24 protein-coding genes and 1 tRNA gene are annotated in these 23,364 nt (G+C 62.8%); 15 read left to right on the top strand and 10 right to left on the bottom strand.

Annotated features, from left to right (window positions below; all coding sequences use genetic code 11):
• Positions 1 to 19: 19 nt before the first annotated feature.
• Complete coding sequence (locus BLV27_RS12405; protein WP_170831441.1) at positions 20 to 862, bottom strand: AraC family transcriptional regulator; 843 nt, start codon at positions 860 to 862, stop codon at positions 20 to 22.
• Between the two features lie 40 nt (positions 863 to 902).
• Positions 903 to 1,784, bottom strand: coding sequence for a tRNA (adenosine(37)-N6)-dimethylallyltransferase MiaA (gene miaA / locus BLV27_RS12400; RefSeq protein ID WP_092646535.1), 882 nt, complete (start codon positions 1,782 to 1,784; stop codon positions 903 to 905).
• Between the two features lie 105 nt (positions 1,785 to 1,889).
• Here miaA and pyrH point away from each other — a divergent pair, with 105 nt between their 5' ends.
• From pyrH to BLV27_RS12330, 14 genes are all read left to right on the top strand, one after another.
• Complete coding sequence (gene pyrH / locus BLV27_RS12395; protein ID WP_092646426.1) at positions 1,890 to 2,624, top strand: UMP kinase; 735 nt, start codon at positions 1,890 to 1,892, stop codon at positions 2,622 to 2,624.
• Positions 2,625 to 2,947: 323 nt separating this feature from the next.
• Positions 2,948 to 3,505 (top strand): ribosome recycling factor, encoded by a 558-nt coding sequence (gene frr / locus BLV27_RS12390; RefSeq protein WP_092646424.1) that lies wholly within the window; start codon positions 2,948 to 2,950, stop codon positions 3,503 to 3,505.
• Positions 3,506 to 3,615: 110 nt separating this feature from the next.
• Positions 3,616 to 4,347, top strand: a complete 732-nt coding sequence (gene uppS / locus BLV27_RS12385; protein ID WP_092646422.1) for a polyprenyl diphosphate synthase — start codon at positions 3,616 to 3,618, stop codon at positions 4,345 to 4,347.
• Positions 4,344 to 5,210 carry a phosphatidate cytidylyltransferase gene (locus BLV27_RS12380; RefSeq protein ID WP_342024878.1) on the top strand — a complete coding sequence of 289 codons (867 nt, stop codon included), beginning with the start codon at positions 4,344 to 4,346 and terminating at the stop codon, positions 5,208 to 5,210. The genes uppS and BLV27_RS12380 overlap by 4 nt, the downstream gene beginning before the upstream one ends.
• Positions 5,207 to 6,367, top strand: a complete 1,161-nt coding sequence (gene dxr / locus BLV27_RS12375) for a 1-deoxy-D-xylulose-5-phosphate reductoisomerase (RefSeq protein ID WP_092646420.1) — start codon at positions 5,207 to 5,209, stop codon at positions 6,365 to 6,367. The genes BLV27_RS12380 and dxr overlap by 4 nt, the downstream gene beginning before the upstream one ends.
• A gap of 19 nt (positions 6,368 to 6,386) precedes the next feature.
• Entirely contained in the window at positions 6,387 to 7,730 is a 1,344-nt protein-coding gene (gene rseP / locus BLV27_RS12370; RefSeq protein ID WP_244504648.1) for an RIP metalloprotease RseP, read from the top strand.
• Between the two features lie 55 nt (positions 7,731 to 7,785).
• The gene (locus tag BLV27_RS19370; protein ID WP_092646418.1) at positions 7,786 to 7,977 is read left to right on the top strand and encodes a hypothetical protein; all 192 of its coding nucleotides are present in this window, start codon (positions 7,786 to 7,788) and stop codon (positions 7,975 to 7,977) included.
• A gap of 214 nt (positions 7,978 to 8,191) precedes the next feature.
• The gene (bamA, locus tag BLV27_RS12360) at positions 8,192 to 10,462 is read left to right on the top strand and encodes an outer membrane protein assembly factor BamA (RefSeq protein ID WP_092646529.1); all 2,271 of its coding nucleotides are present in this window, start codon (positions 8,192 to 8,194) and stop codon (positions 10,460 to 10,462) included.
• Positions 10,462 to 11,067 carry an OmpH/Skp family outer membrane protein gene (locus tag BLV27_RS12355; protein WP_092646416.1) on the top strand — a complete coding sequence of 202 codons (606 nt, stop codon included), beginning with the start codon at positions 10,462 to 10,464 and terminating at the stop codon, positions 11,065 to 11,067. The genes bamA and BLV27_RS12355 overlap by 1 nt, the downstream gene beginning before the upstream one ends.
• Before the next feature lie 61 nt (positions 11,068 to 11,128).
• Entirely contained in the window at positions 11,129 to 11,590 is a 462-nt protein-coding gene (gene fabZ, locus BLV27_RS12350; RefSeq protein ID WP_092646414.1) for a 3-hydroxyacyl-ACP dehydratase FabZ, read from the top strand.
• Positions 11,587 to 12,384 (top strand): acyl-ACP--UDP-N-acetylglucosamine O-acyltransferase, encoded by a 798-nt coding sequence (gene lpxA, locus BLV27_RS12345; RefSeq protein WP_244504647.1) that lies wholly within the window; start codon positions 11,587 to 11,589, stop codon positions 12,382 to 12,384. The genes fabZ and lpxA overlap by 4 nt, the downstream gene beginning before the upstream one ends.
• Complete coding sequence (locus BLV27_RS12340; protein ID WP_244504646.1) at positions 12,381 to 13,166, top strand: LpxI family protein; 786 nt, start codon at positions 12,381 to 12,383, stop codon at positions 13,164 to 13,166. The genes lpxA and BLV27_RS12340 overlap by 4 nt, the downstream gene beginning before the upstream one ends.
• Entirely contained in the window at positions 13,163 to 14,293 is a 1,131-nt protein-coding gene (gene lpxB, locus BLV27_RS12335; protein WP_092646412.1) for a lipid-A-disaccharide synthase, read from the top strand. The genes BLV27_RS12340 and lpxB overlap by 4 nt, the downstream gene beginning before the upstream one ends.
• Positions 14,294 to 14,348: 55 nt before the next feature.
• Positions 14,349 to 14,425: transfer RNA gene (locus BLV27_RS12330), tRNA-Arg, on the top strand.
• A gap of 140 nt (positions 14,426 to 14,565) precedes the next feature.
• On the opposite strand, the gene BLV27_RS12325 is transcribed toward BLV27_RS12330, so the two are convergent.
• From BLV27_RS12325 to BLV27_RS12295, 7 genes are read right to left on the bottom strand one after another with little or no spacing between them, the layout of a single operon-like run.
• Positions 14,566 to 15,546, bottom strand: a complete 981-nt coding sequence (locus tag BLV27_RS12325; RefSeq protein WP_092646410.1) for an FAD:protein FMN transferase — start codon at positions 15,544 to 15,546, stop codon at positions 14,566 to 14,568.
• 3 nt (positions 15,547 to 15,549) lie between these two features.
• On the bottom strand, positions 15,550 to 16,770 hold the full coding sequence (gene nqrF / locus BLV27_RS12320; protein WP_092646408.1) for an NADH:ubiquinone reductase (Na(+)-transporting) subunit F: 1,221 nt from the start codon (positions 16,768 to 16,770) through the stop codon (positions 15,550 to 15,552).
• Positions 16,767 to 17,378, bottom strand: a complete 612-nt coding sequence (gene nqrE / locus BLV27_RS12315) for an NADH:ubiquinone reductase (Na(+)-transporting) subunit E (protein ID WP_092646406.1) — start codon at positions 17,376 to 17,378, stop codon at positions 16,767 to 16,769. Before nqrE ends, nqrF begins: the two co-directional genes overlap by 4 nt.
• Complete coding sequence (locus BLV27_RS12310) at positions 17,375 to 18,040, bottom strand: NADH:ubiquinone reductase (Na(+)-transporting) subunit D (RefSeq protein ID WP_092646404.1); 666 nt, start codon at positions 18,038 to 18,040, stop codon at positions 17,375 to 17,377. The genes nqrE and BLV27_RS12310 overlap by 4 nt, the downstream gene beginning before the upstream one ends.
• A 3-nt stretch (positions 18,041 to 18,043) precedes the next feature.
• Positions 18,044 to 18,844, bottom strand: coding sequence for an NADH:ubiquinone reductase (Na(+)-transporting) subunit C (gene nqrC, locus BLV27_RS12305; protein WP_092646402.1), 801 nt, complete (start codon positions 18,842 to 18,844; stop codon positions 18,044 to 18,046).
• Positions 18,837 to 19,613: an RnfABCDGE type electron transport complex subunit D gene (locus BLV27_RS12300; RefSeq protein ID WP_092646400.1), complete on the bottom strand. Its 777-nt coding sequence runs from the start codon at positions 19,611 to 19,613 to the stop codon at positions 18,837 to 18,839. Before BLV27_RS12300 ends, nqrC begins: the two co-directional genes overlap by 8 nt.
• Positions 19,610 to 20,947, bottom strand: a complete 1,338-nt coding sequence (locus tag BLV27_RS12295; RefSeq protein ID WP_092646398.1) for a hypothetical protein — start codon at positions 20,945 to 20,947, stop codon at positions 19,610 to 19,612. The genes BLV27_RS12300 and BLV27_RS12295 overlap by 4 nt, the downstream gene beginning before the upstream one ends.
• A 63-nt stretch (positions 20,948 to 21,010) precedes the next feature.
• Here BLV27_RS12295 and BLV27_RS12290 point away from each other — a divergent pair, with 63 nt between their 5' ends.
• Entirely contained in the window at positions 21,011 to 22,189 is a 1,179-nt protein-coding gene (locus tag BLV27_RS12290; protein ID WP_139176624.1) for a cytochrome c3 family protein, read from the top strand.
• Between the two features lie 52 nt (positions 22,190 to 22,241).
• Here BLV27_RS12290 and BLV27_RS12285 read toward each other — a convergent pair whose 3' ends face one another.
• The gene (locus BLV27_RS12285; protein WP_092646396.1) at positions 22,242 to 23,231 is read right to left on the bottom strand and encodes an aldo/keto reductase; all 990 of its coding nucleotides are present in this window, start codon (positions 23,229 to 23,231) and stop codon (positions 22,242 to 22,244) included.
• Positions 23,232 to 23,364 lie beyond the last annotated feature (133 nt).

Here is a 23,364-nt window from a genome sequence, read left to right as displayed (position 1 = left end):
TACGCCCAATCCATGGCGCTCAGGCCCGAGCGACCCGCCGCGCATCGGCCCGGAAGGCGGAAGGGGTCTTGCCCATTTCACGCCCGAACGCCCGGGTGAAATAGGCGGCGGAGGAGAAGCCTAGGGCGGCAGCGATAGTGGCTGCGGCATCATCGGTGTCGGACAGGCGGCGACAGGCCTCGTGCATAAGGCGGGCCTGCATGTATGCTGCGGCGGTCATGCCCGCTGTCTCCCGGAGGGTTCGCGTCAGGTGGGTCGCGGTCACGCCCATCTCGGCCCCGATTTCCTCCAACGTGGCACCTGTACACAGGTGCTTTTCCACCATGCGGGCGAACCGGACGGCCAGCGCGGCGGGCCGCGACACGTGTGCCACGGCCTGTGTCGACGCGAGTTTCTCGATCAAGGCCGAGATGAGGATCACCCGCCCGAGGGCAGCGCGCCCTGCCGATGGGTTGCCCAGGTCGCCGTGCCGGCCCAACCGATCGATAAGGCCGGACAATTCCCCCTGCGTGCTGACATCCGAAAGGCGCAGCATCCGTGGCGTATCGGGCAAAGGGGCTTCGAACAGGTTTGGAAGGCGCAGAAGCGTTCCTTCGGTCATTGCGCCCGGCTCGATCGAAAATGGCGTGCCGGGTGGCAGGCAGATCGCTGTCGACGGCTGAAACCCGCGGGTGCGGCCCAGGATCGTCACGCGCCCCTGCCCCCGCTGCATCCAGATCAGCACCGGCAGTTTTTCAACATGGGGCAGGGTGCGGCGCCAGCGTCCGTGACGGATAAGGGGCGTGACCATCTCCAGCGAAAGGCCGGTCAGGCGTTCGGCTTCGGAAAGGTCACGCGATTCGAAGAGGCGAATGCGCGACATGACGTAAGGTGACCACGCCGCCGCCCCGCATGTCAAAGGATCACAAAGTCGTAGCGTCGATGCGGGTCCATCCGCCCATACGCGCCCGGAACCACGTGCGCTGCCGCTTGGCATATCGGCGGGTGGCGATGATTGCCGCGTCCCTTGCCTGTGCCTGCGTCATCTCGCCGCGCAGATGGGCGATAAGTTCGGGCGCGCCGATGGCCTGCGCTGCGTTCAGCGTCGGATCCCACTTGGGAAGGACGGTGCGGGCTTCCTCCAGCGCACCGTCCTCAAGCATCATTTCGAACCGCCGTTCGATGCGTGGGGTCAACCAATCCTTCGGCGCATCGACGACAAGGGGCAGCGCATCGGCCAGCCGAATGAGCGGCGGTGGTGTCTGGGCCTGCCAGTCACGGATGGACCGCCCGGTATGGCGGGCCACTTCCCAAGCTCGCATCACGCGCATCGGGTTTTGCAGGTCGATGTCGAGCCGCACGTCCGGCGACAACTCCGTCGCAAGGGCGTCGAGGCCCTGCTCGTCGAGGCGCGTCTGTGCCTCCGCCCGGATATTCGGCGGTGTTGCTGGAATGTCGGCCAGCCCTTCGGTCAGCGCGCGAAAATACAGCCCCGTGCCGCCCACGATGATTGGCCGTTCGCCCGCAAGAAGCGGTGCGACGTCGCGCAGCCAGTCGCCGACCGAATAGGCGCGCTGCCAATCGACGTGACCGTACAGGGCGTGCGGAGCGCGGGCTTCCTCGGCCACGGAAGGCCGCGCCGTCAGGCTGCGCCAGTCTGCGAAGACCTGAAGCGCATCCGCGTTCACGATACATCCGCCCGCAGACTCGGCGATAGCCAGGGCCAGCGACGACTTGCCCGAAGCCGTCGGGCCAGCGATCAGTATGGGCTGGGTCGAAGGGGTATTATGAATAAAATTCAACATCATGCAGGTCGTTCTATCTATCGTTGTAGCGACCGATCATCCCGGTTGCCCGTTCCCGCCTAATCCGGCATACCCGTGACCGCAACGGACACGAGGGGTAGCACGATGCAGGATCTGGACACCGGCGGTGTGAAACCCCTCAAGCGCGTGATGCTCAAGATCTCCGGAGAGGCGCTGATGGGGCCGCAGGGTTATGGCCTGCATCCGCCCACAGTCGAGCGTATCGCCAAGGAAGTCCAATCGGTTCACGAAATGGGCGTCGAGATCTGCATGGTCATCGGTGGCGGCAATATCTTCCGTGGTTTGCAAGGCTCCGCGCAGGGGATGGAGCGCACGACCGCCGACTACATGGGCATGCTGGCGACGGTGATGAACGCGCTGGCCATGCAGGGTGCGATGGAGAGCCTGGGCATCCACACTCGCGTTATTTCCGCCATCCCTATGGATCAGGTCTGCGAGCCGTACATCCGCCGCCGCGCCGTCCGCCACCTGGAGAAAAAGCGCGTCGTGATCTTCGCCGCCGGCACGGGAAATCCCTATTTCACGACTGACACGGCGGCCACGTTGCGCGCGTCGGAAATGTCCTGTGGTGCGATCTTCAAGGGCACGAAAGTCGACGGCGTGTATGATAAGGACCCGGAGAAGCATTCGGATGCCGTCCGTTATGAGACGATTACATATGATGAAGTGTTGCAAAAACATCTCAAGGTGATGGATGCCTCGGCCATTGCGCTGGCGCGTGAAAACGGTCTGCCGATCATCGTATTCTCGTTGGATGCGCCGGGTGGATTCCGGTCGATCCTTGCAGGTACCGGAACCTGCACACGCGTCGAAGGCTGACGCCCGCAGCGCGCGGGTTTGCGTGGAAGGGTGCAAAGGGGTGGCGCGATTTTCGTGTCGTTGCCAGACCTTTGGAGCACACCATGACCGGCAGGCTTGAGCCGGGCGGCCACGACCTGAACCCCGTTGACTGCCGAGACTGGGACATCCACACTTCTTTTCTGGCACCCCGACATCGGGTTGCGCACATCGCGCCCGCATCGGCATGGCGGGGCCTGTACCGGCCCTCTGTCGCCCCCCTCTGGCCTTGGTGCGTCGCATTGGCTAAATGAAGCAAAAACCGATCGGAGCCCTTGGGGCTCCAGCCTGCTAGGGGAAGTCCAATGGCCGACGATTTCGACCTTGATACCAACGACCTGGAGCGCCGGATGGATGGCGCGATGGCGAGCCTGCGAACCGAATTCGGCTCGCTGCGGACGGGCCGCGCCTCGGCTTCGATGCTGGAGCCGGTGATGGTCGACGCCTACGGAAGCCCGACGCCGATCAACCAGGTCGGAACCGTGAACGTTCCCGAACCGCGGATGGTCACCATCAACGTCTGGGACAAGGGGCTGGTCGGCAAGGTCGAGAAGGCCATCCGCGAAAGCGGTCTGGGCATCAACCCGCAGCTGAACGGGACGATCATCATGCTGCCGATTCCCGAATTGAACGAGGAGCGGCGACGCGAACTGACCAAGGTCGCCGGCCAGTATGCCGAGGGTGCCCGTGTCGCCATCCGCAACATCCGCCGCGACGGCATGGACAAGATCAAGAAGGCCGACGGCCTGGCCGAGGACGAAGCCAAGATGTGGGAGCAGGAGGTTCAGGACCTGACCAACACCTATATCAAGAAGATCGACCAGGCGCTGGAAGACAAGCAGGGTGAAATCATGCAAGTTTGATTGGCAAACCGCCCCATGGGCGGCGAACGGTCCGGTGGACCGTCCGGCCAATTGAAGGGCGGAGCCCCGGCGGGACAGCCGGGCGCGCTGATGGGACAGGAGACATCCACATGACCCCAGATGCCAAGAACGGCGCGCGACCCAGTCCGCGACACGTCGCCTTCATCATGGATGGCAACGGTCGCTGGGCCCAGATGCGGGGCCGCCCGCGTCTTCTGGGCCACCGCGCCGGTGCGAGGCGCGTTCGCGAGATCGTGGAGGCCTGCCCCGAGTTGGGCGTGGAATACTGTACTATCTTCGCCTTTTCGACCGAGAACTGGAAGCGGACGCAGGCCGAGGTTTCGGGCCTGATGTCCCTGTTTCGGCGCTATATCCAGACCGAGGCGCAGACCCTGCTGGAGCAGGGCACCCGCGTGCGGTTCATCGGGGACCGGTTGCGGTTGGACAAGAAACTGCGCGGGCTAATGGATATGGTCGAGGCGCTGACGGCGCATAACACGCGCTGTCACCTGACCATCGCGCTCAATTATGGCGGACGTGACGAGGTGGCGCGCGCGACAAAGCGGCTGGCGCGTGATGTCGCCGACGGCAAGCTCGACCCGGATGCGATCGACGACCAGACACTGCCGCGATATCTTGATACCCATGTGCTACCCGACCCTGATCTGGTGATCCGCACCAGCGGCGAAGCGCGGATCTCCAACTTCCTGCTCTGGCAGTCCGCCTATTCGGAGTACGAGTTCGTCGACACGCTCTGGCCTGACTTTACCCGCCAACATCTGGAAGAGATCCTGTCGCGGTTCGGTGGGCGCGATCGACGGTTTGGCGGGGTCAGGGCATGAGCGATCGTCCCGAGGCAGACGAAGAAGAGCCGCCGCTTTTCGAATTCACGATGGAAGATCCCATCGAGCCGCAGATCGCTGGCCGCTTTCAGGACCTGGCCCCGCGTCTCGGCACTGCGGTTTTCCTGTTCCTCGTTGGCGGCGTCGCGATCTGGGGCGGAGGATTGTGGTTCGTCTCGCTGATCGCGATCTGCGTCGGCCTCATGCTCTGGGAATTAGCGACGATGCTGCGCACGGGCCCCAAGCGCGCAATGCTGATGGCCGTTCTTGGCGGTGTGGCGCTGTTTTCGGCGAACCTCTTGCCGGTTGGCTTTGGGCTGCCGGTTCTGATGCTGGTGCCCATGGCTGGCATCGCATTCATTCGGCGGCACAGACGTATCATGGTCGGTTTCACCGCCGCCATCATGTTGGCGGGGCTGTCCCTGACGCAGCATCTGTCCAACTTCGGGCTGGTGTGGATGGTCTGGCTGATCACGGTCGTGGTGATATCGGACGTTGCCGGTTACTTCGCGGGCCGGATACTGGGCGGCCCCAAGTTCTGGCCGCGGGTCAGCCCCAAGAAAACATGGTCGGGTACGATAGCAGGCTGGATTGGGGCGGCCGTAATCGGCGGCATTTGGGCCGTCTGGCAAAACGCGGGATGGGAGACGGTCGGCATTTCAGTCGCGCTGGCCATGATGGCGCAGATGGGTGACATCGCCGAAAGCGCGATCAAACGGAAGATGGGCGTCAAGGACAGCTCCAATCTGTTACCGGGACATGGTGGTTTGTTCGACCGGTTCGACGCGATGCTGGGTGCCGCGCTGATGCTTCTCGTGGTCGAGAGTTTGTCGGAATTCCCGCCGATTCCGGGGGTCGGATGACGCGGATTTCGGTCTTCGGGGCCACCGGAAGCATTGGGCAAAACACGCTGGACCTGCTGGATGCGGGCACGCACACGACGGTCGCGCTGACCGGGGGCAACAATATTGCCCAATTGGCCGCCGACGCGATCCGGCTTCGGGCCGAGATCGCGGTTACCGCCCACGATGAACGCCTGGAAGACCTGCGCGACGCCTTGGCCGGAACGGGGATCAAGGCGGCCGCCGGGGCAGGGGCCCTGGAGGAGGCAGCGGATCGTCCCTCCGACTGGTTCATGTCGGCAATCGTCGGCAGCGCGGGGCTGGTCCCGTCGCTGCGCGCGGTGCGCCACGGCGGCACGTTGGCCCTGGCCAACAAGGAAAGCCTAGTGTGCGCCGGACCGCTGCTGCTATCCGAAGCGGCGCGGCATGGATGCCGTATCCTGCCGGTGGACAGCGAGCATTCGGCCGTCTTTCAGGCCCTTGTCGGCGAGGAAATGCACGCGGTCGAGAAAGTGATCATCACAGCGTCAGGCGGCGGCCTGCGGGATATGCCGCTCGCTGATCTGGCGCGGGCGACGCCTGCACAGGCGGGTACGCACCCAAATTGGGACATGGGCCAGCGTATCACGATCGATTCCGCTTCGATGTTCAACAAGGCGATGGAACTGATCGAAACCAAAGAGTTCTTTGGGCTTCCTGCATCGAAGATCGAGACGATCATTCATCCTCAAAGCCTGATCCATGCGCTGGTGCAATTCAATGACGGCGCGATGATGGCCCATCTAGGTGCGCCCGACATGCGGCATGCCATCGGCTATGCGTTGAACTGGCCGTCCCGAACACATCTGCCGGTGGAGCGGCTGGACCTTGCGCGCGTTGCCACGCTGGACTTCCACGCGCCCGATCCTGCCCGCTACCCGGCGTTGGAAATCGCGCGGTCCGTGATGGATCGGGGCGGGCTTGCGGGGGCAGTGTTCAACGCAGCCAAGGAGGCTGCGCTTGATCTGTTTATTGATCGCAGCATTCGGTTCACCGACATGGCACCGCTGGTAAAGCGCACGTTGGACCGCATGGATGCGACAGGATGCCTTGATGCTGCCACCATGAACCTCGATATGGTGCTTCAAACGGACCGGCAGGCCCGGGATGTCGCACGCGACATCGCTGCTACGTTCTGACCAACTAAGGAAACCGCAGATGGCAGATATCGCAACACAGTTCGGCGGCTTCGCCTGGATGATCCTGGCTTTCGTGATTGCGCTGTCGATCATCGTCGCGATTCATGAATACGGCCATTACATCGTCGGGCGCTGGTGCGGGATCAAGGCGGATGTCTTTTCCATAGGTTTCGGACCGATCATTGCGTCCAAGGTCGACAAGCACGGAACGCGTTGGCAGTTGGCCGCCCTGCCGTTGGGGGGCTACGTCAAGTTCCGCGGCGATGCGAACGCAGCCTCGGTTGGAGATGACGACTCGGTACAGGATATGACCGCGTCCGAGCGGGCCGAGACGATGACCGGTGCCTCGCTCTGGCGGCGGGCGGCGACCGTGGCGGCGGGCCCGATCTTCAATTTCATCCTGTCCATCGTGCTGTTTGCTGGCATGGCAATGATCCTTGGCCGGGCGGCAGACACGCCCACGGTCGGCGAAGCGGTACCGCTTCCGGCCCAGATGCAAACGCTCCAGCCGGGCGACCGGATATTGTCCATCGCCGGAACATCGGTGAACGACATCGCGGATATCGGCAATCTGATTGGTGATTTGCCGTCCGCGCCGACATTGCCCTACCAGGTCGAGCGGGACGGCGCGGTGATCGACGTTGACGCTATTGCTCCGGTCCCGGCGCGCGCCTCCACGGTTCAGCCACGTTCGGCGGCCTGGGACATTGGCATGCGTCCGGGCGACGTGATCCTGACGGCTGATGGCGCGGCAATGAATTCCTTTGCGGACCTGCAGGCTGCCGTTGCCGGCGTGGGCGACGGAACGGTAGCGCTGACGGTCTGGCGCGAAGATGGCGGCGATGGTGAGGTCCTCGAGTTCGCTTTGCAGCCGCGTCTACGTGACATTCCCTTGGCCGATGGCGGGTTCGAGACGCGCGCGCTGATCGGAATCACGTCAAGCTTGGCATTCGAAGCCGCGACCGAGCGGTCCGGCCCCATTGAGGCGGTGACATTTGGAGTCACGCAGGTCTGGACCATCCTTGGCCGCTCCATTTCGACCTTGGGATACATCGCTACCGGGAAAATCAGCTCCTGCAACATGTCCGGACCGATCGGCATCGCGCAGACCAGTGCCGTCGCCGCCAGTCACGGATTGTCCAGCTTTATCGGCTTTATCGCGCTTTTGTCCGCAGGGGTCGGTCTGCTGAACCTGTTCCCGATTCCCGTTTTGGATGGCGGGCACCTGGTTTTTCACGCCTACGAGGCCGTGCGTGGCAAGCCGCCGTCGGATGGCGCGGTCAAGGTTTTGATGGTCATGGGGCTGGCTCTCATGGGCGCGCTGATGGTGTTCGTGCTATTCAACGATGTAACATGCACCTGATCGATTGCGCCTGATCGTTTCGTTATCGCGACGATTGACGGTCCAGAATGGCCCCATGACTGCCAAATTCCCGCCCCATTCTGTTGGCATCGTTGTGACAGCTTTAACTGAGGGTGAAGAAATGCGTCACGTACAGAATGGATACCGCGGTCTCTCGGTCTTCATGGGCCTGAACATCGACCGCTTCCTTGCCGCGTTCTCCATCGGAGGCGCGATCCTGCTGGCTGCCTGGGTGCAGTCGCTGTAATCATGGCAGGTGTCGTGGGCCGAGGTTGAATTTCAGGCAACACACACCAACTTTCGAGATTCACCGTCTTTGACATGCTCCATGGCGTTCGGTACTGACGACAAAAGACTGTCGTAATGAGGCGGATGACATGATGGATCACGACGGCGTTCGGGCAGGGTTGGATACGAAAAAGCTGGTTGCAGCGGGACTTACGGGCCTCAGGCTTAGTCTCATGGCGACCACCGGAGTTCTTGTGTTTTCAAGTGTCACTTCGGTCGCGGCGCAGACCTACCGATTCCAGACTTTCGAGGTGCAGGGAAATACCCGGATCGAGACATCGTCTGTGCTTGCGACGCTGGGCGTAACGCCCGGTCAGGCCATCGAGGCCGGTCAACTCAACGACGGATTTCAGCGTCTTCAGGCATCCGGCCTGTTCGAAACAGTCGAGATCGTGCCGCAAGGCTCCAAGCTGCTGGTAATCGTCAACGAATATCCAACCATCAATCGGATTTCGATTGAAGGAAATGATCGCCTCAATGACGACGACCTGTTGACCGTAGTCGGCAGCCAAGTGCGGCGCGTCTATTCGCCTCGCCAAGCGGAGCAGGACGCGGCAGCCCTGTCCGAGGCCTATGCGTCGTCCGGTCGCCTGTCGGCAACGGTTCAGCCCAAGATCATCCGGCGCAGCGACAATCGCGTCGACCTCGTCTTCGAAGTCGCCGAGGGACGCGTGACCGAGGTGGAGCGGCTCAGCTTCGTCGGGAACAGGGCTTTTTCCGACCGTCGTCTTCGCCGTGTGCTGGAAACCAAGCAGGCGGGTATTTTCCGTGCGCTTGTAAGTGCCGATACCTTCGTGGCGGATCGCGTCGCGTTGGACGCGCAATTGCTGCGCGATTTCTACCTTTCGCGCGGTTATGCCGATATACAGGTTCTGTCGGCCACGCCCGAATTGTCGCCGAGCCGCGACGCCTATTACCTCACCTTCCGTGTGCAGGAAGGGCAGCAGTTCCGTTTTGGCACCGTCACCGCCGTTTCGACGCTGCCTGAGATCGACACGGATAAATACCAGTCCGAAGTCCGAGTCAGTCCCGGTGATATATTTAATCCGCAGACGATCGAGCGGCAGATTCAGCGGCTGGAGCTTCTGGCAACGCAGCAGGGCCTGACCTTTGTGCGTGTCGTACCTCAGGTCCGTCGGAACGATGCCGATCTGACGCTGGACGTCGATTTCGTAATCGAGAAGGGTGAGCGGCAATTCGTTGAACGGATCGATATTGAAGGCAACGCGACGACGCTTGACCGAGTCATTCGTCGGGAATTTGACACTGTAGAGGGTGATCCGTTCAACCCCCGTGAGATTCGCGCCGCAGCCGAGCGTATTCGCGCCCTGGGTTACTTCAGCCAGGCCGATGTCACGGCGCGCGAAGGCTCGGGTCCCGATCAGGTCATCGTTGACGTCGATGTCGAGGAGCAGCCGACCGGATCGCTGGGCTTTGGTGCGAACTACTCCGTTCAGAACGGTGTCGGCGTGTCGGTGAACTTCTCGGAGACCAACTTCCTCGGGCGCGGGCAGACCCTGAATGTCGGAGTCGATACCAGTAGCGATAGCGGGTCCACCAGGGTGTCCTTCATCGAACCCTACTTCCTGAACCGCGATCTGGCGCTGTCCTTCTCGGCTTACTATTCGGAGAATACGGACGACGCCTTCACCTTCGACACCAAAAGCGTCGGGTTCCGCACGGGGCTGGATTTCCCCGCAGGGGAATACAGCCGTTTGGGCGTGTTCTACGGGATCAGCCAGGATGAACTGGACGCGCGGCCGGGAACGGCCCTGTCGCCAATTTTGCTTGCTGATCAAGGCAAATCGATTACGTCATTCGTGGGTTACACGTACAACTTCAACACCATCGGTCAGGGTCTGGACCCCACACGTGGTGTGCGGTTGCGTTTCGGTCAGCAGTTTGCCGGTGTCGGCGGCGACGAGGAATTCGTGAAAACGACGTTCTTGGCTTCCGCGCAGCGTACGGTTCGCAATGATGAAATCACGCTGAACGCGACACTCGAGGGCGGGGTTATCAGCACGTTAAACGACGATGCATCCCGCCAGTCTAACCGTTTCTTCAACGGCCCCAGCATCATCCGGGGGTTTGAATCCGGTGGAATCGGTCCGCGCGACCTGAACTTCTCGAACGACTCGCTGGGCGGAAACTACTTCGTTGCTGCCCGGTTCGAGGCGCAATTCCCGTTGGGTTTCATCCCGGACGAGTATGGTATCACAGCAGCGACGTTCCTTGATGTCGGATCGGTCTGGGGATTGGACGACACGAGCCTGTCGGGCCCTATTCCCGTCGACGACGATTTTTACCTGAACTCCGCCGTCGGCGTCGGATTCCTCTGGGACACGGCAATCGGTCCGCTCCGGTTCAATTTCACGCGCGCCATAAACAAGCGTGACTACGACCAAGAGCAGACGTTCGACCTGACGATCCAGACGCGGTTCTGATGCGGTTTCTGGCGGTGGCTTTGGCCGCCGCCTTCGCTGTTGCTCCGGCATTGGCGCAACAGCGAGGGGGCGCGCCTACAGTCGGGATTCCGACGTCTGCCGTCGTGGTGCTGGACCGTGATGCGTTGTTTAGTGAGAGCCTTTTTGGCCAGCGTATCGCGCGCGACATCGATGCCGCTTCGGCTGAACTTGCTTCCGAAAATCGCCAGATTGAAGCCGAGTTGGAAGCGGAGGAGCGCCGGCTGACCCAGCAGCGTGATACCATGGGTATTTCCGAATTCCGCGAGCTGGCCTCGGAGTTCGACAGCCGCGTGACGGACATACGCCAGACGCAAGACGCCAAGGCCCGCGCCATTAGCCAGCAGACCGAGCGCGCGCAACAGATTTTCTTAGAGAAGGCCAATCCGATCCTGGTGCAGCTGGCCCGCGAGACAGGGGCCTTGGTCATCCTTGATCGGCGTATCGTCATCGCGTCGGCCGACCAGGTCGATATTACCGCGTTGGCCTTGACCCGGATCGACGCCGCACTTGGCGACGGGGGCAGCCTTTTGGACGACACGCCGCCCACGACCCCACAAGAGCCTGATGCGCCAACCGGAGACTAGCACCGCTTGCCCCGGCCCCCGCACGCGCGCTAAGCCATACGCCAGGATGATAGGGGATACCATGACCACCGAAGCCGACATTCACCTGATCCAAAGGATCATTCCGCACCGCTATCCGTTCCTGTTGGTCGATAAGGTGCGCGACATCGTGGCAAATACCTCCGCTGTCGGGGTCAAGAACGTCACCTTCAACGAGCCGCATTTTCAGGGCCACTTCCCCGGGACGCCCATCATGCCCGGCGTCACCATCGTCGAGGCGATGGCCCAAACCGCCGCCGTCATGGTCGGCGTATCCAACGATTTGGCCGATAAGGACTTCCTTGTATATTTCATGGCAATTGACGGCTGCAAGTTTCGCCGGAAGGTCATCCCTGGCGACGTACTGGAGATGAAGGTTGACGTCACGCGCGGCAAGCCTGGTGCCAAGGTCTGGAAGTTCCACGGTGTGGCCACCGTCGATGGTGAAACGGCCGCCGAGGCTGATTTCACCGCTATGATGGATCTGCCCAAGGACCCCGCGTGAGCATCGATCCAGCCGCAAATATCCATCCGACGGCCTTTGTCGAACCTGGGGCCGTGCTGGGCCCCGGTGTCTCGGTTGGGGCGTTCTCGCTGATCGGGCCCGAGGTGACGCTGGGGGCTGGTGTCGATGTGCGAAGCCACAATGTCGTCACTGGCAAGACCACCATCGGCGCGGAGACAGTGATCTTCCCGTTCTGCTCCATCGGGGAGATTCCACAGGATAAGAAGTTCGGTGGCGAGAAGACTTCCCTGGTAATCGGCGCACGTAACCGCATCCGCGAACACGTGACGATGAATACAGGCACCGCGCAGGGCGGGGGCGAAACGGTACTGGGCGACGATGGGCTCTACATGGCCGGCTGTCACATCGCGCACGACTGCCGCATTGGGAACCGCGTGATCGTCGTAAACCAGTCCGCCATCGCGGGACATTGCCAGATCGAGGATGATGTGATCGTCGGCGGTCTGTCTGGCGTCCACCAGTGGGTGCGTATTGGGCAGGGGGCCATCATAGGCGCGCTGTCTATGGTTACGAACGATGTGGTGCCTTACGGCCTTGTTGCCGGTCCGCGTGCCGAATTGGACGGGCTGAACCTTGTGGGGCTCAAGCGCAAGGGCGTGGCCCGGTCCGATATTCAGGCGTTGCGCGTTGCGCTTCTGACGCTCAAGCAGGGCGAGGGGACCTTTCTTGAACGTGCCAAGCGTCTGGGCGATGAAAGTGATAGCGAATACGTCCAACGCATGGTGAGCTTCATCACCGGGGCCTCCGACCGCAATTTTCTGGTCCCCAAGTGACGCTGGCGCTGATTGCTGGATCGGGTGCTTTGCCGCATGCGGTCGCGGGCGGGTTGACGGGACAGGATTGGACCTGTTTTCACCTAGAGGGATATGCGCCCGACGGCATAACGTCCGAGCCGTTCCGGGTTGAACGACTGGGCAGCTTCATTGCCGACCTCAAGGGCCGTGGCGTGACCGAGGTCTGTTTTGCCGGGGCAATCGCGCGCCCTCGGCTTGACGCGACGATGATCGACGCGGCGACGATGCCGCTTGCCCCGCGCATGATGCAGGCGCTTCAGGCCGGGGACGACGCCGCGCTGCGCATTGTTCTGGCATTCTTCGAGGAGGCGGGCATTACGATCTTGGCCGCGCAGGACGTGGCCCCTGCGCTGCTGGATGTGCCGGTGGCTGGCGAGGTGGGCGCGCGCGACGCTGCCGACATCGACAAGGCCCGCGCGGTGCACGCCGCGTTGTCGGATCTGGATATCGGACAGGGCTGTGTCGTCGCGGGTGGGCAGGTGTTGGCGGTTGAAACCACGCCGGGCACCGACTGGATGCTGGCCAGCCTGACTGCGCCCTTCGCGCGTCCCAATGGGGGTGTTCTGTTCAAATCGGCCAAGCGAGGACAGGACCGGCGCGTCGACATCGCAACCATCGGGCCTGAGACGGTCACGGGGGCCGCGCGGGCCGGATTGTCTGGCATTGCAGTGGTGCAGGGTTCCGTGATCGTGCTGGAGCCGGATTCTGTGCGGGCGCGTCTAAAGGAAAGCGGCCTTTTCCTGACGACCATCGCGCCGTGACGCAGCTATTCCTCATTGCAGGGGAGCCGTCGGGCGACAGGCTCGGGGCTGCGTTGATCCGTGGATTGCGCGAGTTGGACCCAACGGTCGAAATGGCGGGGATTGGCGGGCCGGAAATGATCGCGGAGGGGTTGGAGAGCCTGTTCCCGATGGAAGTCCTGTCGGTAATGGGGCTGACCGAGGTGCTGCCGCGTCTGCCCGACCTGCTGCGACGCCGTGATCAGGCTGTGGCGGCGATCATGGCGATGCAACCGGATGCCCTTGTCACCATCGACAGCCCCGATTTCTGCCTGCGCGTGGCCGGGAAGGTGCGGCAGAAAAACCCGGCACAGAAAGTCATCCATTACGTCGCGCCCTCGGTTTGGGCGTGGCGGGAAGGGCGGGTGGCCAAGATGGCGCGCAACGTGGATCACGTACTGGCGCTTTTGCCGTTCGAGCCGCCTTACATGGAAGCGGCGGGCATGACCTGCGATTTCGTTGGGCACCCGGTCGTGGCTGAGCCACAGGCCAGCGCGACTGAAATCGCCGCTTTCCGGGATGCATATGGCGAGAAGGTCGCACTTGTCTTGCCAGGCTCCCGTCGCGGTGAGGTTTCCCGTTTGGGCCCAATCTTCGGAGAGGCGTTGGAGCAAATCCCCCGCGACATGCGCGTGGTCGTTCCCACGGTGCCACATCTTGCCGATACAATCGGTGCGATGGTCGCATCCTGGCCGGGCAATCCGATTGTTGTGACAGACCCTTTTGAAAAACGAGCGGCGTTTGCTGCCGCGACTGCTGCGCTCGCGGCATCGGGCACGGTTAGTCTGGAGTTGGCAGCGTCGGGCACGCCGATGGTAATCGCCTATGACATGAGTTGGCTGAGTTGGCAGATCATCAGTCGCATGATGAAGGTTGATACCGTTACGCTCGTCAATCTGGTGGCCGAAAAGAAGATCGTGCCTGAATTCCTTGGTCCCGCCTGTCGGTCCGGCCCTGTGGGCGCAGCGTTCCGTCGGTTGTTGACGGTTCCGTCCGAGCAGGAGCGTCAGGCCGATGTATTGAACCGAACCATGGACCGGCTGGGCCGAGGGGGGGCAGCGCCTGGTCTGCGCGCGGCCCAGTCGGTTCTTGACAAACTGTCTAAGTGACGTGCGCCAAAGTCTCTTGCAGCCCGATGGGTTCACGGCTATCCCGACGCTCAAGGCACCCATAGCTCAGCTGGATAGAGCGCTGCCCTCCGAAGGCAGAGGTCATAGGTTCGAATCCTATTGGGTGCACCACTCTTACACACATATATCAGGGTCTTTCGGTAACGAGGAAGATCCTCGGAGCGGTCAGCCATCCCACAACCCTAACCGGTGACCGCCGCAGTCATGTCCCCGTGGGAGTGCAACCTGAAAGGCGCTATTCAGGGACCCGTTCAGGACAGAACGTGATCATCGAATTCCCCGGTCGCGATCCGCCGCAGCGCGCCGCCAGCGGGGATCAGGAACAGCGCCGCGATCCCGTGGCTTCGGGCCAGTTCCACGCCCTTTTCTTCACCCGCCGCCATCAGCGCGGTCGCCCACCCGTCGGCCATCATGGCACTCGGCGCGATGACCGAGACCTGTGCCAGCGGCTCGGGCACCGGGTGTCGTGCCGATGGGGTGATGATATGGCTTAAACGGCGGTTGCCGACTTGAACGGAGTTCCACCGCGTGCCGGAGGTGGCGACGGCGAACTCTTGCAGTTCCAAGACGCCCACCAGTTCTGTCACATACTGCCGTGGATCCTCGATACCACTGCGCCAACGGCGACCGTCGGGGTGCCGACCGGCCGCTAGCAATTCGCCACCGATGTCGATCAGGAAGGTGGTCAGGCCGGCGCTCCGTAATCTGTCGGCGATCAGGTCCAATGCGCGCCCCTTTGCAATGCCGCAGAGGTCAAGGGTGAGGCCGGTGCGCGCCTTCTCCAATGCCGTCTGGGACAGGGTAAGGGCGGACCAGTCCGGCTTGCTGTCTCCCTTGATCGGGCCGAAACCCCACCGCGCAACAAGGGGGCCGACAGTCGGGTCGAATGCCCCGTCGCTTTGCCGGGCAATGTCCAAGGCGGCGCGCGTGACCTTCAACGTTTCGGGCGGCAGGGTATGCCGCCCCGCCGCTGCACGGTTGAACCGTGAGATGTCGCTGTCGTGCCGCCAAGGCGACATCTGATTGTCCACCAGCGTCAGCACTGCATCGATGTCCGACCTGATCGCGAACAGGTCGGCAGTGGCGGGCACAAGAACCTGCCACGTCGTGCCGAAGGCCTGGTCGTTCAATACCGCTATGGAAGGAGGGCTGGCTGCGCGGGACGCCCCGGAGAGGGCGCAGACTGCGGCGGTGCCACACAGAGTGGTGAAATTTCGGCGTGTGATTGTCATGGCTCAGGTCCCGAAGTCATCGTTGAAAATAGAACTGCGTTCCACGCCCAGACGCTCAAGCGTGGACCTGACGGCGGAGATCATGACCGGCGGCCCGCACAGATAATATTCGCAGTCCTCCGGAGCGGGGTGTGTGGACAAGTGCCTGTAAACAATCTCGTGGATGAAGCCCGTCTCGCCTGTCCAACGGTCACCGGGGGCCGGATCAGACAGGGCAGGGGTCCAGGAAAACGTTTCGTGACTGGCCGCGATTGTATCGAACTCATCGACATAGAACAGGTCGGCGCGGGTCCGCGCGCCGTAGAAGTAGAACATACGCCGCCCGGTGCCCTGTCCGATCTGTTCGTGGATCATGGCGCGCAGCGGTGCCATTCCGACGCCGCCGCCGATGAGGACCATGTCCTTATCCGTTGGCTGTGTCCGGAAGTCACCGAAGGGGCCGGCGGCGCTAACGGTGTCACCATTTTCAAGGCTGAACAGGTAGGACGAAACGATGCCCGGAGGCACCTCTCCCTCCTGCCCGGCGGGGGGAACCGCAAGACGGATGTTGAATACCAGTTTTTCGGTGTCTTCGGGCCGGTTTGCGATGGAATAGGCGCGGGTGACCGGCGTGTCGGACCGGACGGAAAGATCGGTCCAACCTGCAATCCGCCACGCCTCCTCATACGGTGTGGGAATGTCGAGACTGGAAAAGTCTAGGTCGAACGCTGGCGCGTTAAGTTGCATGAAACTGCCGGCAATGAAGTCAAGTTTCGTTCCGTCAGGCAGGGCCAACACCAACTCCCGGATAAGGGGGGCAAGCATCCTGTTGGACAGAACCCGGCAGGCGATGCTCTCGGCCTCCAGGATACCGGCTGCCACCGACACGTCGACTGCGCCGCGCAGGCTGACCTGGCAGGCCAGCCGCACATGATCCCGGCGTTCCGACGGAGACAGGATGCCCCGCTCCGTTGCGACCGGCACGCCGGCACCGTCGCCGGTTACAGCCACGCGGCAAAGTCCGCAGGTGCCCTTGCCACCGCAGGCCGCCGGAACCGCCACGCCCGCCCCCTGCAGGGCCGACAGCAAGGTGTCGCCGCGCGCGGCGTCAATTCGCATCGTGTCATTTACCGTTACGATCATGTTTTCCTGCGGGATCAGCCCGCGGCGCGCGGCCAGAAGCCCTATCGCCAAGGCCATGACCAGCAGGGTTAGCAGAAGGGTTCCGATCGCAACCTCGATCATGTGGCCACCATCTGAGCGAAAGCCGCGAAGCCGAGGGACATGAGACCGGTCAGAACGAAGGCGACGCCGAGGCCCCGCAGCCCATCTGGAATGTCAGCATAGGCAAGCCGCCCCCGAAGCGCGCCCAGCAGCACGACGGCGAGGGCAAAGCCCGCCCCGCTGCCCAGGCCGAAGACGAGCGATTCCGCGAAATCGTAGCGCCGCTCGACCATGAACAGGCTGCCGGCGAGGATCGCGCATTGCACCGTCAGAAGCGGCAGAAAGACCCCGAAAGACGCATGCACGCGCGGCAGGAAGCGGTCGAGCAGCATTTCAACCAACTGCACGACAGCTGCAATCACGCCGATAAACGCGATCAGCGACAGATACGACAGATCCAGCGAACCATATCCGGCCCAAGACAGCGCGCCGGGGGCAAGGAAAGCGCTGTAGATCAGGTTGTTGAGCGGAACCGTGATGCCAAGAACGACGGTGATTGCAACGCCGAGGCCAAGCGCCGAATCTGGCCTTCGGGACAGGGCCAGAAAGGTGCAAAGCCCCAGGAACAGGGTCAGAGGCATATTGTCGACGAACATCGCCCAGAAGAACAGATCCGCCAGATCGCTCATGGCCCCGGTTCCCCGACGTTCGGGGCGACGAAGTCCTCCGGCTCGGCCTGTTCGGGCCAGATCGAACGGACGATCCAGACCAGCCCGCCCAGCAGGAAAAAGGCGCTCGGGGCCAGCAGCATCAGGTTCAGCGGCTGGAACCAACCGCCCTGTTCGATCGTCGGCAGAAGCTGTTGCCCCAGCAGTCGCCCGGTGCCGAAGAGTTCGCGCGCCGCGCCCATGATCGTGAGGACCAGTGCATAGCCAAGCCCATTGCCAAGCGCGTCAGTCATCGACACCAGCGGCGGGTTGTTGCGTGCGAAAGACTCCGTCCGGCCCAGAACCAGGCAGTTCGTGGTGATCAGGCTGACATAGACAGACAGCCGCTGGCTGATGTCGAAGAAGAAGGCTTGCAGAAACTGGTCGATCACAATGACCAGCGAGGCGACGATGACGATTTGGACGATTAGCCGTATCGTGGAGGGGATGTGGCGACGGATCAGACTGACGATCCCGGCCGAGGCCACGATCACGACGATCAGTGAGGCGGACATGGTCAACGCCGTGTCGAGCGTCGTGGTCACGGCCAGTGCCGAACAGATGCCCAGGATTTGCAGCGTGACGGGGTTCTGCCGCACGAGCGGCTCGGTCAGGCGTGTCCAATATCGCGCGGACGCGGCCATCGCTCAGAATTCCCCGCGCTGGACCGCGTCGATCAACGGGCCGTAACCCAACGGTCCGACCCAAAACCGGACCATCCGCGTGATCGCGTTGCTGGTGCGGGTCGCGCCGGTGATGCCGTCGACTTCGTAATGGGTATTGGCCGCCCCACGTGTCACTTCGAAGCGCAGGGACCCGGAAGCATCGACCAACTGTTTGCCCGCGAACCGGGCCTGCCACGCTTCCTCCGCGATCCGGGCACCAAGACCGGGGGTCTCCGAATGATCGGTGAACGTTATCCCGGCGATCGTGTTCATATCGCCCCGGAGCGCAAGCATCGCCCGGATCGGTCCGTTGTATCCCGCGCCGATGATCGGCAGGATCAACAGGGACACCCGGTCCTGATCGCGCAGGATGAAGACCTGGGCGATGTCGGGCCGTGCCCCGATGCCCGCGATATCATCCTCCGGTGCAAGCTGGGTCCAGTTGCCCGGATCGTCGAGCGCGGCCTGAACGGTGGCCGACCCCAAGTCAGCTGCGGCCCGTCCCTCGGCGAGGTCAACCACCACGGACGACAATGTGCCGCCGTCGGACCCGGCCACGATTTCGGACATGCCCGGGGTGGAGGAAAGGAGCTGCTCCAGCCGGATCTGCTCCTCTGCCGCTCGGTTTTGGGCCTGAATCGGGCGCAGAACGACAGTCGCGGTCGTCACCAGTGCCGCGCAGATTGTCGACAGCAGGAAAGCCACGACAAGTGTCTTGGTGCGGCTTTCATTCGGCAATGCGAGCAGTCGCTTCCAGGCGGATATCGGGTTCAGCTCAGCCAAGTTTGCGCCTCCTTCCATACACCCAGAGCGCGACAGCGATTTCATCCACCAGTGGCACGGCGAGGGAAACGAGAAGCGCCGCTGAGACCGCGATCTGAGCCGGAGTCGCCGCGTCCATCGTCGCGTGAAACAGCACGACCAACCCCGCATACAGCGCACCGTTCACCCAAGCCCCCGGCGGCGTCGAGGCGCTGGCAACCGGGTCCATCACCAGAAGGGCGAAGACGACAAGCACGGCGGGCCAGATTGTCGAAACGTCGGGAAACACATAAATCGTCAGTGCGAAAATCAGAACTGCCCCCAGAACCATACGTATCCGGGCAATTCCGAACACGACCGCGATCAGCACGGCGGGGATCGCGGCCCACCCCAGTTGGATCGGCACCTCGGGCCAAGGAAAGGCCGGAAAGCCGAACCCCAGAAAGGCCAGGGCGACGGTCGCCGGGTTAAGGATATTTCGCCCCCATCCGCCGAAAGCCAGCTCCGCGAACACGATCCCGAAACTCACGCCCAGAAGCAGCGGCAGGAGTCCAAGGTTCTCGGGGGCGAGGATCGCAACGGCGATCGCCGTGATCAGGGCGGCCGTAGAGGGCGGTTGCGCCCGCGCCAGCATCCAGACCAGTTGCCACGCGCCGATGCAGAGCGCGCACAGCAACAGACGCGTCGCGGCGGGCCAGCCGTTTGTCAGAAGCCAAGTCACCGCGACCGGCAGGATCGCACATACCAGAAGCAAGGCAACCATCTCCCGATCCCAGAGCCCACGGATCATGGTGCTTCCTCCTCGGCGATGTCGTGCAGTATCTTCTCAAGCAGGGTGGAATGACGTGGCTCTGCGCAGGTCAGGTAGTCTGCAAGGGCCAGATCCTCTCCGACCAACGACAATGCACCCAGGCGAATTGCCGTCTCCCGGTCGCCGACGGCCAAGGCGCGCAGCAGAGCCATTGTGGGCATCGCTCCGCCCAAGGCCCGGTCGGCGGCGGCGGTCGGGATGATGGGATGCGGCCGCGCTCCGCGCCTGAGTGCGGCAATCAGCCAGTGGCGGGGTCGTGCGGGGGGCGCGCCGTGGATCACGGTGACTTGCCTGTCCCGTGCGCCCAGCCAGCGGGCCGGGCGCGCGTCGAGTGGCGAACCTGTCTGTACGATGTGTGGCCCATGCACGACGCGGCCACGGCAAAGGCCACGCAGATCCGCACCCGGCTGGCACCGTACCAGCCGCGCCTCGGTCGTGGCCGGGCCAGCGACGGAGATCAGGCGTGTCTCGGGGCCTAGGCCGGTCGCCAGCAGCGCGCCGATTGCGGCCACATCCTCAACGTGAATGTCCCACACCGGCCTCGTGATCGTGGCGGGTTGGTGCCTGTGTGCCAGAAACCCCGGCAGCCCCCATGGATGGATGGCCGGTACCCGCAAGTCACGAATTCGGTCCTTGCGCGCAGCGTCGGCAAACAGATCCGCACCGGTCATTTCCTGACACAGGAAGACCGGGCCATTCGTAAGGCGCAAAAGCTGCGCGACGCCGCGCGCGATGTGTTCCTCCCGGTCGCGCACCGCCAACGCGGGATCGGGAGCGAGTGGCCGGGTGTCCAGCCCTGCCACGAAGATCGCCGAGGGCACAGTGTCGGGATTCGGCAGCCCACCGAATGGACGCGACCTGAACGCGCGCCATAGGCCGCTTTGGAGCAACAGCTCGCGCAGTGCAGCGTCACTGGCCTGAGCATGGGTCGTGGCATGTTCGTGCCGCCCGGCGGCGTCCTCCCGGAAGAGCCGGACCTCGGACAATCGCCTTCCGGGGGCCAAGTCAATAGCGGCAATGCGTCCGGCCATCGGCGCAGTGAAGACGATGCCGGGTTGATGCCGCAATTCAAGGATCGGTGCGCCCTGCGCCACCAGCTGATCGTCTTTGACCAGCATCGTCACCCGCAGGTCTTGGTCGGCCGAGGCGCTCAGGGCCGCTTCATCGGTTATCAATGTCTCAATCGTGGCCCGGGCCTGTGGCGCGGGGCCGGCGAGATCGAGGGTCAAACCTGTCTGGCGCGTCCAAAGCACTGACGTCTCTCCGCCCGAAATGGGGTTCACGACCGAGAATTGATCCAGAACAATGAACATCCCTTGGCTTTCACAGTAACCGTATCGTCAAGATCGCATCAATAGACAGCACTGGTTTAAGAAATGCATCGTTCGACCAAGGCATTCCTGTTTGTTTCGACGTTTGCCACGCTTTTCGTGGTCGGGATGAGCATTGAGCCGCGTCGCGGCCAATCCCAACAGGTTGAAGCCCCCCAGGCACCCGTTGAGCCGATGTTCACGATGCCAAAGAGCGGGCCGTTTGCGCCCGAAAGCATTTCCATCCCCAATGCGACGGCAATCGCCGCCTGGGCACGGTCGGGCCATGCCGACGCCACGTCGGAGTCGTTCACCCACTGGGATGAGGAGGGCAAGATTCCGGCCGCTTGCGCGACCTGTCACTCGGGCGAGGGGTTTCGCGCGTTTCACGACCTGGACGGCAGCCCCAAGGGCATGTCCGAAGATCCGTTCCCGGTGGGTGGCGTCGTCGATTGCGAAACCTGTCACAACGAAGGGATGGCCCGGATCACCGAGATCGCGCTGCCGACCGGCGCGATGCACCCGGTGCGGGGCGGTGAGGCCTCTTGCGTCACATGCCACCAAGGCCGCGCAAGCGGTGCGAGCGTCAATGCAGCGGTGGACGGATTGGACGATGACCGGCCCGACGCGGACCTGCGGTTCATCAATCCGCACTACAATATCGCCGCGGCGACGAACCTCGGGGGCTACGGCCAGCTTGGGTATCAATATCCGGGCAAGACCTACTCCGGGCGTTTCAACCATGCAAAGCCGGTGGCGACCTGCGTATCCTGTCATGAGCCGCACAGCCTTGAGGTCGCGACGGACACCTGCCTGACGTGTCATATGTCCGACGATGCCAAGGCCATCCGGATCTCGCGCCAAAGTTACGATGGCAGCGGTGACACCAAGCAGGGTATTTTCCATGACATCGACGTGAATGCCACGCTTCTGATGTCGTTGATCGAGGATTACGCGGTGCAGGTCGCGGGCACGTCGATCATCTATGACGGTGCGCGTTATCCCTATTTCTTCAATGATGCCAATGCCGACGGTCTTGCGGATGAAGCAGGGGGGCGGGCAACTTCCTACACGGCTTTCACGCCGCGCCTGCTCAAGGCGATCTACAACTGGAAGTTCGTCAAGGCAGACCCCGGCATCCACGTGCACAACCCGCATTATGCGCTGGAGCTGCTCTACGATTCGATCGAGGATCTTGCCCGGTCGACGGGCCGGGACATGTCGGAGTTCGACTTGCTGCGATGACCTTCGGGACGGCGCGGTCGGCGGTGGCACCCCGTCGCTTGCGTCCGCGCTGTTAGCAATACTTCTCCGGCCCATTCCATTGCGCGACTGAATATCGGTCGCCGTGTGCCCAGCCGACAGGCAATGCCGCATCGATCCGCGCCAGATCATCCTGGGTCAGGTTCAGATTGCCACCGGCGGCCACTTCTCGAAGGTGCGCGACGTGCCGGGTGCCGGGGATCGGCAGGATATGATCCCCCTGATGGACCAGCCACCCGATGGCCAGCGCTGCCGCCGAGACGCCGAAATCGGCAGCGAGCGTTCGGAAGCGTGCATTCACCTCCAAGTTGGCACTCAGGTTGGGTTCCATGAACCGCGGATTGCCTTGCAGAAAGGGTGACTCCGCGATCGACGCCGCAGTGTGCGGGCGATCGGTCAGCAGGGCCCGCCCGACCGGCGAGAAAGCCACCAGCGTGGTGCCCAGTTCTGCGCATGTCTGTACCAGGCCCAACTCGGGGTAGCGGGTCGACAGGGAGTATTCGGATTGCACGGCGGCGACCGGGTGGATGGCGTGGGCGCGGCGCAGCGACGTGGGCGCGATCTCCGAAAACCCGAAGGACTTGATTTTGCCGGCCTTGATGAAACCGGCCAACGTCTCGGTCACCGCTTCGATATCCAATGCGGGATCGCGGCGATGAACATAGTAGAGGTCGATCATCTCGACACCCAGTCGGGTCAGACTGGCGTCAAGTTCCTGCTGCAGGTAATTCGCTTCGTTGTTCTGCGGGCGGTCTGGATTGGCCGTGATGCCGCCCTTGGTTGCGATGCTGAACGGTGTCGCGCCGCGCCGCCGCTTCAACCATGTCCCGATCAACGTTTCGGACCGGCCTGAACCATAGCGATTGGACGTATCGATATGTGTCATCCCGAGGTCGAGACATTCATCCAGGATCCGCAGGGATCCTTCGTCGGTGGCTGGCCCGTAGAAATCCGTCAGCGACATCGCGCCATAGCCGACGGCCCCGACAAGCGGCCCGTGCTGGCCAAGCTTTCTTTGTTTCACGCGACGCGGTCCTCCTTCCGACTTGCCAGATGCGGCTCCGGTAGGCGGACGGCACTCGCACGCCTCGCGGATCGCCGCTTTTCGACCTAATCATTTACCGGACGGCAATGCCACCGCCTGAATGTGGTACCCC

Origin of the sequence: Jannaschia faecimaris, from assembly GCF_900107415.1 — a bacterium.
Taxonomy (GTDB): domain Bacteria; phylum Pseudomonadota; class Alphaproteobacteria; order Rhodobacterales; family Rhodobacteraceae; genus Jannaschia; species Jannaschia faecimaris.
This window is presented reverse-complemented; position numbering and strand designations above follow the sequence as displayed.